The 13,627-nt window shown below is 72.7% G+C and carries 11 protein-coding genes and 1 pseudogene; 4 read left to right on the top strand and 8 right to left on the bottom strand.

Annotated features, from left to right (window positions below; all coding sequences use genetic code 11):
• Positions 1–5: 5 nt before the first annotated feature.
• Positions 6–1,292: a pyroglutamyl-peptidase I gene (locus tag IMZ35_RS09000; RefSeq protein ID WP_307867875.1), complete on the bottom strand. Its 1,287-nt coding sequence runs from the start codon at positions 1,290–1,292 to the stop codon at positions 6–8.
• A 57-nt stretch (positions 1,293–1,349) separates the two neighbouring features.
• Positions 1,350–1,733 carry a LamB/YcsF family protein gene (locus IMZ35_RS31685; protein WP_307867874.1) on the bottom strand — a complete coding sequence of 128 codons (384 nt, stop codon included), beginning with the start codon at positions 1,731–1,733 and terminating at the stop codon, positions 1,350–1,352.
• A 67-nt stretch (positions 1,734–1,800) separates the two neighbouring features.
• On the opposite strand from IMZ35_RS31685, the gene IMZ35_RS08990 reads away from it, so the two are divergent.
• The 3 genes and pseudogenes from IMZ35_RS08990 to mctP all read left to right on the top strand — a co-directional run bounded on the left by IMZ35_RS08990 (position 1,801) and on the right by mctP (position 4,692).
• Entirely contained in the window at positions 1,801–2,499 is a 699-nt protein-coding gene (locus IMZ35_RS08990) for a GntR family transcriptional regulator (protein ID WP_199440527.1), read from the top strand.
• Between the two features lie 130 nt (positions 2,500–2,629).
• Positions 2,630–2,890: pseudogene (locus IMZ35_RS30505) on the top strand (DUF3311 domain-containing protein); the annotation flags it as partial.
• Between the two features lie 167 nt (positions 2,891–3,057).
• Positions 3,058–4,692 (top strand): monocarboxylate uptake permease MctP, encoded by a 1,635-nt coding sequence (mctP, locus tag IMZ35_RS08980; protein ID WP_199440525.1) that lies wholly within the window; start codon positions 3,058–3,060, stop codon positions 4,690–4,692.
• A 51-nt stretch (positions 4,693–4,743) separates the two neighbouring features.
• On the opposite strand, the gene IMZ35_RS08975 is transcribed toward mctP, so the two are convergent.
• Positions 4,744–5,400: a class I SAM-dependent methyltransferase gene (locus IMZ35_RS08975; protein WP_199440524.1), complete on the bottom strand. Its 657-nt coding sequence runs from the start codon at positions 5,398–5,400 to the stop codon at positions 4,744–4,746.
• Between the two features lie 97 nt (positions 5,401–5,497).
• Here IMZ35_RS08975 and IMZ35_RS08970 point away from each other — a divergent pair, with 97 nt between their 5' ends.
• Positions 5,498–7,897 (top strand): NB-ARC domain-containing protein, encoded by a 2,400-nt coding sequence (locus IMZ35_RS08970; protein WP_199440523.1) that lies wholly within the window; start codon positions 5,498–5,500, stop codon positions 7,895–7,897.
• On the opposite strand, the gene IMZ35_RS08965 is transcribed toward IMZ35_RS08970, so the two are convergent.
• The 5 genes from IMZ35_RS08965 to IMZ35_RS08945 form a co-directional block, all read right to left on the bottom strand.
• Entirely contained in the window at positions 7,894–8,799 is a 906-nt protein-coding gene (locus tag IMZ35_RS08965) for an ROK family protein (RefSeq protein WP_199440522.1), read from the bottom strand. The two genes, IMZ35_RS08970 and IMZ35_RS08965, sit on opposite strands and share 4 nt — an antisense overlap.
• An 81-nt stretch (positions 8,800–8,880) precedes the next feature.
• Positions 8,881–11,046, bottom strand: a complete 2,166-nt coding sequence (locus IMZ35_RS08960; protein ID WP_199440521.1) for a translocation/assembly module TamB domain-containing protein — start codon at positions 11,044–11,046, stop codon at positions 8,881–8,883.
• A gap of 76 nt (positions 11,047–11,122) precedes the next feature.
• Positions 11,123–11,896 (bottom strand): amino acid ABC transporter ATP-binding protein, encoded by a 774-nt coding sequence (locus IMZ35_RS08955; RefSeq protein ID WP_199440520.1) that lies wholly within the window; start codon positions 11,894–11,896, stop codon positions 11,123–11,125.
• Entirely contained in the window at positions 11,893–12,717 is an 825-nt protein-coding gene (locus tag IMZ35_RS08950; RefSeq protein ID WP_199440519.1) for an amino acid ABC transporter permease, read from the bottom strand. Before IMZ35_RS08950 ends, IMZ35_RS08955 begins: the two co-directional genes overlap by 4 nt.
• Positions 12,718–12,798: 81 nt before the next feature.
• On the bottom strand, positions 12,799–13,620 hold the full coding sequence (locus tag IMZ35_RS08945; RefSeq protein WP_199440518.1) for a transporter substrate-binding domain-containing protein: 822 nt from the start codon (positions 13,618–13,620) through the stop codon (positions 12,799–12,801).
• Between the last annotated feature and the right edge of the window lie 7 nt (positions 13,621–13,627).

Here is a 13,627-nt window from a genome sequence, read left to right as displayed (position 1 = left end):
TGAGGTCACACCAGGGCGACGAGGGCGATGGCCTGATCGGCGATCTGCCTGCGCTGCGCCTCGAACGCGGCGTCGGTGAGCGCGGCCGGGTCGGCCGGCTGGTCGAGCACCGGCGTGTGCAGGTGGCCGCCGAGCACGGACGTCGCGCCCGCGCCGAGCCGCACCCGGTTGGCCCGGTACATGCTCTCGTTGGACAGGTAGTCGCCGCCGCCGCCGACCGCGGCGACCGCGCCGGGGGTGGGCTCGTCGGTCCGGCAGTCGTAGGGGACGGTGCCGGGCGTCGAGCCGAGCGGCCACTCGCAGAACGACCGGTTGAGCCGCACGGTGAACGGCCCGGTGCCCGCGTCGATCATCTTCTGGTGCGGCAGCGTCGTCTCGACGAACTCCGCCGCGGGCTGCGGCCACCCGGCGGCGTCGGGCACGGTGCCCACCGACGACAGGCCGTTGTTGTCCGGGAAGCCACCGCGCCAGCGGGCCGCCCACCGCTCGACGTCGAACTGGCCGGGGCGGCCCTGGCTGAGCGTCACGATCGCGTGCGGCGCGTTGCGGGCGCGCAGCGCCTCGCCGTAGACGGCCTCGACGATCCCCTGGTCGAACGCGCCCCACAGCACCGGCAGCACGGCGGCCTGCACGACGACCCTGCCCTGCGGCGTGTCGATCACCCTGCCGTCGAGCTGGAGCGCGGCCACGCCGGCGGGGTTGCCGCGGCGCACGGACGGGCCGTCGAGCTGGAACGGGTCGAACCCGGTCACGACGATCCGGCGCACGTCCGGCTGGCCGGAGAACGCCACGTCGGTGACGCCGCGCGACGCCCGGTCGAGGGAGTCGACGAGCCGGGTGCGGGTGACGGCGTCGAGCTGGCCGCGCGCGGGCTGCCACTGGCGCAGCGCCCTGGTCATCGACAGCCGCGCCCAGTACAGCGGGCGGTCGTCGTAGGCGTCCCAGGACGCCTGAGCGGACCGGGCGCGGGCCACGGCCGCCTTCCACAGCGCGGTCCCGGCCGACGAGGCGAGCTCCTGCGCCTGCCGGGTGCTCGTCCCGCACAGGCGGGAGGTGAACGCGGCGACGTCGTCCTCGAAGCCGGCGAGGCGCACCAGCTCGGGGCCGACGGCGGTGGTGCCGCCGGGGAGGACGTCGTCGAGGCGCTGCTCCTCCGCGGTCAGCGCGGCGGTCGTGTCGTAACAGGGGGCGGGGGCGGCGTTCGCGAGTCCTGGGGTCGCGAGCAGCGCGAGGGTCACGGCCGCGGGGAGCAGCGCGCCCAGCAGCCGGACCGGTCGAGTGGAGTTCTTCACCGCATGATCGTTCACCCTCGCGGGGTCATCCCGATACCGGCCACCGGTCCAATGAGTTCACATCCACCGCCTCGGTGGTGAACGGCCGGAGGGCGACGCCCGCGCCGACGAGCGCGTCCCGCACCGCGCCACGTCCACGGCTCCCGGCGCGTCCCCGTGCACGCAGAACGAGTCGGCGCGCATCCGCACGGGGTGCCCGTCGGTGCTGCTGATCCAGCCCTCGGTGGCGAGCACGACGCAGCGGCGCGCGATCTCCGCCGGGTCGTGCAGCACAGCGCCGGGCAGACCGAGCACCACCAGGCGCGGGTCGTGGGCGCGGACCGCGCCGACCACGGCGTCGGCCTGCGCCTCGTGCCGCCCGAGCGCGGTGTGCGGCGTGACGTGGCGACGCGGGTGCGAGCGGCTCGCGCGTTCGGGTCCACGGTCCTCACCTCCGACCACCAGCGCAAGGATTGTTCAACAATCCCACAATACTCCGATGGTGCGGCGCGGTCCTAGACTGACGACCATGACAACCGCGCAGGCCGGCGACTGGCTCAACTCGTTGGCCGGGGGGCGGGCGGACCTGGAGCGCGCGAGCACGGCGGAGCGGGTCGCCGACGTGCTGCGCTCGCGAGTGCTGGAGGGCGACCTCCTGCCGGGGCTGAAGCTGTCCGAGGAGGCCATCGGCGGTGCGCTCGGGGTCTCCCGCAACACGCTGCGCGAGGCGTTCCGGCTGCTCACCCACGAGCGGCTGCTCGTCCACGAGTACAGCCGCGGCGTCTTCGTCCGCACCCCGGACGTCGCCGACGTCAGCGATCTCTACGTCGCCCGCCGCGTGATCGAGGGCGGGGCGCTGCACCGCTGGCACGAGGCGACCGACGAGGCCAGGCAGACCGTGCGCGACGCCGTGCACGCGGGCGTCGACGCCGCCGCTGACGAGCGCTGGGTCGACGTCGGCACCGCGAACATCCGCTTCCACCAGGCGATCACCGGTCTCGCGGGCAGCGCCCGGCTGGACGAGCAGGTCGAACGGCTCCTCGCCGAACTGCGCCTGGCGTTCTGGGTCATGGGCGACCCGAGCGAGTTCTACCGCGACTACGTCCCGATGAACCGCGACCTGCTCGCCCTGCTGGACGCCGACCGGCTGCCCGAGGCGGAGGAGGCGCTGGTGCGCTACTTCGACGTGGCGGAGAACCACATCCTGAGCAGGCTGCGGGGCGTGTGACCGTCCGATCACGATTCCACTACGTCAGGGCGCGGTAATGCGCTCGACACGATGACGTGCGTCGGCGGTACGGCCTAGCATCCGCGCAACAACCTGCCGGGAGTTGTCTCGGGCGCACGGAGGGGCAGCCATGCCGTCTGCACGACAGACCGGGGCCGACAACGGCCTGCGGTGGTCCAACTGGAACCTGCTGCTGCTGGTTCCACTGCTGATGCTCGTCACGTCGTGGTTCAACGCGGACGGGCCTCGCGTCCTCGGACTCCCGTTCTTCTACTGGTACCAGTTCGCCTTCGTGCCGGTCGGCGTCCTCTGCGTCGGCGTCGTCTTCGTCATGACGCGCGACGAGCCCGTCGAGGCCGGGGACGACCTGCTGGACGTGGACGACCTCGACGTCGCCGAGAAGACCAGCACAGAGAAGACCGGCACAGAGAAGACCGGGACCGGGAAGACGGGGACCCAGAGGGGCGCAGCCCAGAAGAAGGCCGTCCAGAAGAAGGTCGCCCAGAAGAAGGTCGCGCAGAAGAAGTCCGCGCAGCGGAAGGCCGGGGGGAAGAACTGATGCAGTGGACCGAGTTGGTGGTCTTCACCGTCCTGTTCCTGGTGGTGACGGTGCTCGGCTTCGTCGCGGCGAAGTGGAAGGCGGGCGACACCCTCGAACACCTCGACGAGTGGGGACTGGGCGGCCGGAAGTTCGGCTCCTGGATCACCTGGTTCCTCGTCGGCGGTGACCTCTACACCGCGTACACGTTCGTCGCCGTCCCCGCGCTGGTGTTCGGCGCGGGCGCGCTGGGCTTCTACGCGCTGCCCTACACGGTGGTGCTGTACCCGATCGTCTTCCTGCCCCTGGTGCGCATGTGGTCGGTGTCCCGCGTGCACGGCTACGTCACGCCGGCCGACTTCGTGCGCGGGCGCTACGGCTCGCACTGGCTGGCGCTGATCGTCGCGGTCACCGGCATCGTCGCGACGATGCCCTACATCGCGCTCCAGCTCGTCGGCCTCGAGGCGGTGCTGCGGACGATGGGCCTCAACGGCGGCGGCGTCCTCGGCCACCTGCCGCTGTTCATCGCGTTCCTGATCCTCGCGCTCTACACCTACCAGTCCGGGCTGCGGGCTCCGGCGCTGATCGCGTTCGTCAAGGACTCCCTGATCTACCTGGTGATCATCGTCGCCGTGATCTACCTGCCGTCGAAGTTCGGCGGCTGGGGCGCGATCTTCGACACCGCGCAGGCCAAGTTCGACGCCACCGAGTCCAAGGCGGACGGCGTCCTGCTGACCGCGAACAACCAGCTCCAGTACGCGACGCTGGCGCTGGGCTCGGCACTGGCGCTGTTCCTGTACCCGCACTCGCTGACCGGCATCCTCGCCTCGCGCGGACGCAAGGTCATCAAGCGGAACATGGTGGCGCTGCCCGCGTACTCGCTGCTGCTGGGCCTGCTGGCGATGCTCGGCTTCGTCGCGATCAGCGCGGGCAGCAAGCCGATCACGAACCAGGCGACCGGCCGTCCGGACACGAACACCATCGTGCCCGTCCTGTTCGGCCAGGAGTTCCCGGCGTGGTTCGCGGGCGTCGCCTTCGCCGCCATCGGCATCGGCGCGCTGGTCCCGGCGGCGATCATGTCGATCGCGGCGGCCAACCTGTGGACCCGCAACATCTACAAGGAGTACGTCAAGAAGAGCGCCACGCCCGCCGAGGAGGCCAAGCAGGCCAAGCTCGCCTCGCTGGTCGTGAAGTTCGGCGCGGTCGCGTTCATCGTGTTCGTCGACCCGCAGTTCTCCATCGACCTCCAGCTCATCGGCGGCGTCATGATCCTCCAGACGCTCCCGGCCGTGGCCATCGCGCTCTACACGCGCTGGTTCCACGTGTGGGGCCTGGTCGCCGGGTGGGTCGCCGGCATGGGCTGGGGCATGTACCTGCTGTACACGATCCCCAACCCGGCGGCGAACAAGGCGCACTTCGGCGGTTCCGCGCTGACGCTGGACAAGCTGTCGCTGCTCGGCTGGCACCCGTTCGCCGGGTCGCCCACGCAGATCTACGTCGGCGCGGTCGCGGTGGTCGCGAACCTCCTGGTCGCCGTCCTGGTCACCCTCGTCGCCCGGAGGGCCGGGGTGTTCAACGGCACCGACCAGACCAGCGCGGCGGACTACCACGTGGACGAGGACAGCCCGCGCGTCCGCGCCATCGCCACGCACTGATCGCGGCGCGCTCCGGCGCCGGTCCCCGCGGGGACCGGCGCCGGAGGCGTCTCAGGGCAGGAGCGCCCGCAGCCACAGGTGGTAGGGCGTCGGCACGTCCTGCCAGCGCGGTTCGCGCACCGCCTCGATCAGGAACCCCGCGCTCTCCAGCGCGGAGGTGTACGCGGACAGCGGGCGGCTCCAGCCGCCGAACACCATCGGCAGCCCGTTCCGCTCGACCGGCTCGGTGTACCAGTTCTGCTCGAAGTACGGGTGCGCCCGATCGGTCCCGTTCGTGATCGGGTGGGTGATGGACAGGCACAGCCGTCCGCCGGTCACGAGCACCCGCGCCGACTCGCGCAGGAAACCGTCCACGTCGGACACGTCCATCAGCACGTTGTAGGCGACCACCAGGTCGAACCGGTCGTCGTCCAGCGGCAGCGCGGCGGCGTCGGCCACGAGGTACTCGCCCTCGGGATGCGCCCGCGCGGCGGCGTCCACCAGCGTGGGGGAGGCGTCGATCCCGGTCACCCGGTGCCCGCGCGCGGCGAGGTCGCGCGCCACCCTGCCCTCCCCGCAGCCCTGGTCCAGGGTCGCGAGACCGGGAGCGGGAACGAGGTCGAGGAACGCGTCCCGGTAGGTCCAGTAGGAGTCCATCCGGGGCTCGCGGACCCAGGCGATCCAGTTGCGGGCCTGCTCTTCCCAGTGCTGCTCGGACTTCTCGGTCACCTGACCGAAGGTAGAACGTCCGGCGTGCTCCGATCGAGCGCATTTCACCGCGTCCCGCCGTCGGCGCGCGTTAGGTTGGGCCGCGAGGGGGAAGCGGATGACGACCGAGCCACCGGTGAACACCGCCGACGCGGCCGTGGGAGCGGGCGGGAACCTCTTCCAGGTCGGCGGGGGAACCGGCGACATCTACATCAACTCCTCCGCGCCCGCCGAGCCCGTGCGGCCGTACCGGGCCGGTGCGGTGCCGCTGCCCGCCGCGCACTTCCAGCCGCGCGACGCCGTCCCGGTCGAGGGCACCGTCGTGCTGTGCGGCCTGGGCGGCGCGGGCAAGACGCAGTTCGCCGCGCACCTCGCCCAGACGCTGTGGCAGGTGGGGGAGCTGGACCTGCTGCTGTGGGTCACCGCCACGTCGCGCGAGGCTGTCGTGTCCGCGTACGCCGGGGTGGCCGCCGACGTCCTCGGGTCGGCCGACGCCGACCCGGAGCGGGGCGCGCAGCGGTTCGCGCAGTGGCTGAACACCTCCGGCGTGCGCTGGCTCGTCGTGCTCGACGACGTGCGCGCGCCGAACCACCTGCGCGGGCTGTGGCCGCCGCCGCACCCCACCGGCCGGGTCGTGGTGACCAGCCGCAGCCGGCACCACGCCCTCGTCGCGAACCGGACGCTCGTCGACGTCGACGTGTTCACGCCGGAGCAGTCGTTCGCGTACCTCGACGCCGTCCTGCCCGGCCAGGACCCCGACCAGCTGCGCGGTCTCGCCGAGGACCTGGGCCACCTGCCGCTGGCGCTCGCCCAGGCCGCCGCGCACGTCGCCGACCGGCTGCTGACCTGCGCGGACTACCGGGAACGGCTCGCCGACCGGCGCCGGTCCCTGGTCGACCTGCTGCCGGAGGACGACGCGCTGCCCGACGAGCACACCGCCTCCGTCGCGGCGACGTGGTCGATGTCCGTGGAGCTCGCCGACGCGATGAGGCCGGTCGGCCTCGCCCGCCCGCTGCTGGAACTGGCGTCCGTGCTCGACCCCAACGGCGTGCCGCTGGCCGTGCTCACCGCGCCGGCCGCCCGTGCCCACCTGGCCGCCGCGGCCGGTCGCGACGTGGCCGCCGACGAGGTGCGCGACGCGACGGCGTGCCTGCACGTCCTCAGCCTGCTCGGGCACGACCCCGGCGGCGGGCACCGCGCCGTGCGGGTGCACGGGCTGGTGCAGCGCACCACCCGCGAGGCGTGCGCACCACCGCGGCTGGCCGCCGCGGCGCGCGCGGCGGCCGACGCGCTCGTCCAGGTGTGGCCCGAGGTCGAGCGGGACCGCGACCTCGCGCACGTGCTGCGCGCCAACGCCGACGCCCTGCACGACCACGCCGGTCCGGCCCTGCTGCGCCCCCACGCGCACCCGGTGCTGTTCCGCACGGGCGACAGCCTGGGCGAGGGCGGCCTGATCGCGGAGGCCACCGCTCACCTGGAGAGGCTGGTCGCCGAGCTGGAGGCGCACCACAGCTCGGACGACCTGGCCACCCTGACCGCGCGCAACAACCTGATCCGCTGGACCGGTGTCGTCGACCCGGCCGCCGCGGCCAGCGAGTCGGAGCGGCTGCTGCCCGACCTCCTGCGGGTCCTCGGCCCCGACGACCGGACGACGTCGTCCGCGCGGGTGGAGAACGCAGCCCTGCGCGGCAGGGCCGGGCACCCGTCCGCCGCCCGCGCCGCGTTCGACGCGCTGGTCCCCGAGCTGGAGCTGCTGTTCGGGCCGGACGACGCCGTGGTGCTGCTGGCCCGCGCGCACGCCGCGGAGGCGCTGGGCATGACCGAGCGGCCCGGCGCGGCGGTCGCCGTGCTGGAGGGGCTGCTGCCCGACCTGGCGCGCGTCTGCGGGCGGGACCACCCCGACGTCCTCGCCGTGCGCTCGTCCCTGGTGCGGTGGCGCGTGGAGGCGGGCGATCGCAGCGCCGTGGCCGGCGCGGAGGCGCTGCTGGCCGACCACGTCCGCCTGCTGGGGCCGGAGCACCCGAGGACCCTGGGGCTGCGCGGCCGGGTGGCCTCGTGGCGCGCGGAGGACAGCGACCCCGCCGAGACGGTGTTCGCCCTGGAGACGCTGCTGACCGACCTGGTGCGGGTGCTGGGCCCCTCGCACACCGCCGTGCTGACCACCAGGGGCGACCTGGCGCTGTGGCGGAGCATGGCCGGTGACACCGCCGCGGCGGTGACGGCGCTGGAGGAGCTGCTGGCCGACGCCAGCCGGTTCCTGGAGCCGACCGATCCGGTCGTCCTCGGCGTGCGCGGCGGTCTCGCCGCGGCGCACGTCCACGCCGGAGCGCCCGACCGGGCGGCGAAGGACGTGGAGGCGCTGCTGGACGACCTGGTCCGGGTGCACCCGCCGGGCCACCCGGACGTCCTGGACGCGCTGGAGTTCCTCGCGCAGTGCCGGTTCGAGATGGGGGACGAGGCCGGGGGGAACGCCGTGCTGGAGGACCTGAACGCCGCCCGAGCGCGCCTCGGACGCTAGCGGTCGACCACGAGCGCCGCCGCGCCCACCAGACCGGCCTGGCCGCCCAGCTCGGCCGGGACGACCCGCAGACCCGCCAGGTAGGACAGTCCGGCGTGCTCGTCCAGCGTGCGCGCGATCGGGTCGAACAGCAGGTCACCGGCCTGCGCCACCCCGCCGCCCACCACGGCCAGGTCGAGGTCGCACACGGCGGCCGTGGCGGCGATGGCCAGGCCCACACCGCGCCCGGCGCGCTCGAACGCCGTGCGCGGGATCTCCTCGCCCGCGAGCGCGGCGGCGGCCAGGTGCGCCGCGTCGGCGTGCGCCGGGGCCTGCCAGCCCAGCGACCGCGCCCACGCCACCATCCGCGGCCCGCCCGCGACGGTCTCCGCGCAGCCGCGCCCGCCGCACGTGCAGGGCAGGCCGTCCGGCTCGACCACGACGTGCCCGACGTGCCCGGCGTTGCCGCTGCGACCGCCGTAGGGCCGCCCGCCGAACACCAGTCCGCCGCCGACGCCCGTCGACACGACGAGGCCCACCATGAAGCGGCTGTCCCGGCCGGCGCCGCGCCAGTGCTCGCCCAGCGCCATGCACACGCCGTCGCCCGCCAGCTCCACCCGCGAGCCCGGCACCAGGTCGGCGACGCGGTCGCGCAGCGGGAACTCCCGCCACTCCGGCACGTTGATGGGGCTCGCGGTGCCCGCGACCACGTCGACCGGACCGGCGCAGGCGATGCCCACGGCGGCGACCTCCTCGCCGCGCAGCGCCTGCTCGGCGGCGGTCACGACCGCCTGCCACGTCGCGTCCGCGCTGGCGGTCGGCGTGGGCACCCGCACGGCGCGCACCACCTGCCCGTCGCGGTCGACGATCCCGGCGGCGATCTTCGTGCCACCGACGTCCAGCGCCAGCACCCGATCAGTCACTGTCCACCACATCCGGTCCGAACCCGTCACGACGCCGGGGACGTTAGTCGCCCCGTCGTGGAGTTCCTTCACCCGGACGGGTCAGGTGCGTTTGAGCATCCGGGTGAGGCCCGCCGCGACCGTCGTGGCCAGCGTCCAGCCGGTGACGATCATCAGCACCGCCACCCACTGCGAGGCGCCCGGCGTCTGCCAGCGGTTCTTGTTGCCGAAGTCCACGATGGGCACCAGCAGGTCGATCGTGAACAGCCACGGGTTCCACGGCAGCGTGTCGTCGGAGTTGATCACCACCAGGTCCGGACGCACGGAGAACCACACGCTGCCCAGCACCCACGACACGACGAGCCACCCCAGCGCGCGCGCCGGCCGGTAGCCGTAGCCCACCATCGACCGCTGAAGGAAGCTCCACAGCAGCACCAGCGGCGCGAGCGGCCGCCGCGTGCCCTCGGCGACCGCGACGTGCCGCAGCCGCTGCTTCTCCATCAGCACCGTCGAGGCGTGCTCGTCGTTCCCGCCGGCCCGGAGCATCACGGCGAGCTGGTCGTAGGGGCCGGGCTGGTAGCTGCGCCGCATCGCCTGGCGCAGCCAGCGCAGCCGCCGCTCGATCTCGTCGTCGTCGCGCAGGTCGACGGCGTTCGCGAACGAGTCGTAGCGGAAGTCGTCGAGGTCGATGCGCCCGGTGGCGTTCCAGAACGCCTCGTTGTCGTCCAGCGTCGTGCAGCGCGCGTGCCGCAGCGTCACGTCGCCGCGCGGCGGGCTCACCGTCGTCAGCACGAGCTCCTGCACCTGCATCCCCAGCGCGTTGAGCGCGTGGCTGTCGAGCCGGTGCCCCAGCACGGCGCCGGAGAAGTTCGCCATCCGGCCGACGACCGCGCGCCGGGTCCGCACGCCGCCGTGCGCGACGAACTCCTTGTGCCCCGACGCGCACACCAGGTCGCGGCCGACGGTCGCGCCACCGATGTCCACGGACGGCTTCTCGTCGTGGGAGTAGCGGTTGCGGCCGGGCGCGGTGATGCGGCTGCCGCGCAGGTCGAGGTTCGCGCCGATCACCACGCCGCGCAGCTCCAGCCCGCCCTCGACCTCGGCGTCCCGCGCGGTGAGGTTGCTGCCGACGCGGCAGCGGTTGGCCAGCAGCGCGTCCGCGCGCGGGTTCGCCAGCTCGGCGCGGTTGAGCACCAGACTGCCCCTGACCAGGACGTCCACCATCCGCAGCTGGCCGCGCACGGTCACGCCGCGCGCGGTGATGTCGCCGTTGATCTCCGCGCCGTCCAGGTGCACGGCCCGCCCGAACCCGGTGGGATCGCCGTCGGTGCCCTCCCCGGCCGCGCGCAGCACCGCGCCCGCCAGCGACAGCGTGCCGCCCACGCCCGCGTTGACCAGGCGCACCGTGCCGTCGCTGCGGAAACCGCGGTCCAGCTCCACGTCGCCGCTGACCTCGACGCGGTCCAGCACGACCGTCGCGCGCGGGTCGGCGTGCGGGTCGTCGTCGTCCGAGGCGGTGGGCTCGCCCGCGGTCAGCACCGCCCCGCGCAGCGTCAGCGCCGAGCTGATCCGCGCGTTGGGCAGGAACAGCGTGCCGGTCGCGGTGAACGGGTGGTCGGCGCCCAGCGTCGCGAACACGAGGTTGCCGCCGACCTGCATCCCGTTGCCGTTGACGACGAACCCGGCCGGGTTGCGCAGCGTCGAGCCGCTGAAGTTGCAGTTGCCGCCGATGCGCGCGCCGGCCGTGCGCAGCTCGCCCTCGACGTCGACGCGGTGCGCCAGCAGGGCTCCCGCGACGACCAGCCGGTCCGCGTGCAGCGCCAGCCGGCCCGTCGCCCGCAGCGTCGTGCGGCCGAGCAGCAGCGACCCGCCGACGTCGGCGTCGTTGAGGTCCAGCAGGCCGGTGACCGTGCTGTCGATCAGGGCCACGTCGTTGGTGCTGCGCAGGTTGCGGCCCGACAGCCCCGGCAGCCAGCAGTGGTCGAACTCGACGCCCGCGATGCTGCTCTGCCGCAGGTCGGGCGGCTGCTCGAAGCGGCAGTTCACGAACTCCAGCAGGTAGGGCAGCTCCATCGCCCGCAGGTCCAGCTGGCCGGTGAGGAACCGGTCGGACACGCGCACCACGGGCTGCGCGCTGGCCCTGCGGCGCAGCGGCCACGGCCCGTTGTCGCCGTCCACGACGCCCCTGAGCACGTCGGCCGCCGGCATCCGCGACGACCGGGGCGGGTGGGGGTCGAAGACGTCCAGCACCCGCGCGCGCTCCTCCACGGTGCCGTCACCCTCCCCCGAACAGCGGTCGGGCGCCGGTCCCGAGGGGAACCGGCGCCCGACCGACAGTAACCGACTAGGCGTCGGTGCCGAGGTGGTTCGGGTTGAGCACCCTGGCGAGGAACGTCTTCGTGCGCTCGTGCTGCGGATCGCCGATGACCCTCTCGGCGGGGCCCTGCTCGACGACGTAGCCGCCGTCCATGAACAGCACCTTGTCGGCGACCTCGCGGGCGAACTGCATCTCGTGCGTGACCACGAGCATCGTCATGCCCTCGTCGGCGAGCTGGCGCATGACCGCGAGCACGTCGCCGACGAGCTCCGGGTCGAGGGCGGAGGTGGGCTCGTCGAACAGCATCACCTCGGGGTCCATCGACAGCGCCCGCGCGATGGCCACGCGCTGCTGCTGACCGCCGGAGAGCTGGCCGGGCAGCGCGTGCGCCTTGTCCAGCAGGCCGACCCGCTCCAGGTTGCGCAGCGCGACCTCCTCGGCCTCCGCCTTGCCCCGCTTGAGGACCTTGCGCTGCGCGATCGTCAGGTTGTCCAGCACCCGCAGGTGGGAGAACAGGTTGAACGACTGGAACACCATGCCGATGCGGCGGCGGGCGGCGTCGATGTCGACGTCGGGGTCGGTCAGCTCGACGCCCTCGACGACGATCTTGCCGCCGGTCGGCTCCTCCAGCAGGTTCACGCAGCGCAGCATCGTGGACTTGCCCGAGCCGGACGGCCCGATGATGCAGACGACCTCGCCGCGCTGGACCACGAGGTCGATGTCGCGCAGCACCTCCAGGTCGCCGAAGGACTTCTTCAGGCCGGTGATCTCGACCGCGGTGGAACCCGTGCTCCCGGTCATGCCGACACCCCCAGACCGGTCGACTCGGGCGAGCTGACCTTCTTGCCGCCGGTGCGCCGCTCCAGGTACCGCGACAGGTAGCCCAGCGGCAGCGTGATGATCAAGTAGCACAGGCCGACCACCAGGATCGGGGTCAGCGACGGGCTGCGGCTCAGCGTCTCGCGGCCGAACTTCGTCAGCTCGTACTGGTCGCGCGCCAGACCGATGATGTAGATCAGCGACGAGTCCTTCGTCAGCAGGATCAGCTCGTTGGTCAGCGGCGGCAGGACGATCCGGAACGCCTGCGGGATCACGATGCTGATCATCGCGCGGCCCTGCGACATGCCGAGCGAGCGCGCCGCCTCGACCTGGCCCTTCGGCACGGCCTGCAGGCCCGCGCGGATCGTCTCCGCCATGTAGGCGGCGCCGACGATGCCCAGCGCGAGCATGACCGTCGAGTAGATGTCGAACTGGAGCTGGAACGCCAGCGGGACGCCGAAGCTCAGCGCGATGAACACCAGCAGCGCCGGGACGCCGCGGAAGAACTCGATGTAGATCGTCGCGATCCACCGGTACGGCGCGACGGACGACAGCTTCATCAGCGCCAGCACCAGGCCCAGTGCCAGACCGAACCCGAAGCCGAGTGCCGTGTAGACGATCGTGTTCTTCAACGCGATCGTGATGACGCCGGGGAACATCGACGCGGCGATGTCGAGGTTGAAGAACGCCCGCTTGATCTCGCCCCAGTCGGCGACGAGCGCGACGACGAGGACCACGAGGACCAGCAGTCCGTACTGAGCGCCGCGGAACACCTGTGCCCGCTTGCGCTTCGAGAGTGCCATGGGAGAGCTCCTGGGTGCGGAGGGTTCGGAACAACGCCGCGGGGCCGGTGCTCGATCAGCACCGGCCCCGCGGTCGACCGGTTACTTGCTCTCCGGCTTCTTGCCGAACCACTTCTCGTAGATCGTGTCGTACTCGCCGCTCTCCTTGGCCTTCTTCACGACCTCGTTGATCTTGTTCAGGAGTTCGGTGTTGCCCTTCTCGACGCCGATGCCGTACTGCTCACCGGTCTCGAACTCCTTGGTGACCTCGGTGTCCGGGAACTCCTTGACGTAGTCGAGGAGGACACCGTTGTCGTTGATCGCGGCGTCGACGGCGCCGGTGCGCACGGCGGTCTCCATCAGCGGGAGGTCCTCGAACTGGATGACCTCGTAGCCGTTGGCGTCCTTGTTGGCGTTCGCGTACTCCTCACCGGTCGTCTCCAGCTGCACGCCGATCTTCTTGCCGCGCAGGGAGGCCAGGTCGGTGATGCCCGAGCCCTTCTTGACCAGCAGCGCCTGGCTGGCGTCGAAGTACGGGTCGGAGAAGTCGATCGACTCCTTGCGCGCGTCGTTGATGGTCATGCCGGCGGCGGCGAGGTCGCACTTGCTGCTCTTGAACGCCTCGCCGGAGGTGATCGTCTCGAACGGGGTGTCGAAGATCTTCTGCTCGACGCCCAGCTCCTTGGCGACCAGGTCCACGAGGTCCACGTCGAAGCCGACCGTCTCGTCGCCCTGGCTGAACTGGAAGGGCTTGTAGGACAGGTGGGTGCAGGTCGTCAGCTTGCCCGCCTCCACCAGCGCGATGCCGCCCTCCGTGGTGCCCGTGGACGTGTTCGTGCTGGTCGCGCAGCCGGACACCGCCGCGGCGGCGAGTCCCAGCGCGGGGATCAGGGCGAGCAACTGCTGCCTGGTACGACGGGCCACTGCGTCA

Source organism: Umezawaea beigongshangensis, assembly GCF_016464305.1.
Taxonomy (GTDB): domain Bacteria; phylum Actinomycetota; class Actinomycetes; order Mycobacteriales; family Pseudonocardiaceae; genus Umezawaea_A; species Umezawaea_A beigongshangensis.
This window is presented reverse-complemented; position numbering and strand designations above follow the sequence as displayed.

What these genes read in the sequence shown, in the direction of transcription:
- IMZ35_RS08950 (WP_199440519.1), bottom strand. Translation starts at nt 12,717, where the DNA reads ATGGCACTCTCGAAGCGCAAGCGGGCACAGGTGTTCCGCGGCGCTCAG.
- IMZ35_RS08990 (WP_199440527.1), top strand. Translation starts at nt 1,801, where the DNA reads ATGACAACCGCGCAGGCCGGCGACTGGCTCAACTCGTTGGCCGGGGGG.
- IMZ35_RS08970 (WP_199440523.1), top strand. Translation starts at nt 5,498, where the DNA reads ATGACGACCGAGCCACCGGTGAACACCGCCGACGCGGCCGTGGGAGCG.
- IMZ35_RS08955 (WP_199440520.1), bottom strand. Translation starts at nt 11,896, where the DNA reads ATGACCGGGAGCACGGGTTCCACCGCGGTCGAGATCACCGGCCTGAAG.
- mctP (WP_199440525.1), top strand. Translation starts at nt 3,058, where the DNA reads ATGCAGTGGACCGAGTTGGTGGTCTTCACCGTCCTGTTCCTGGTGGTG.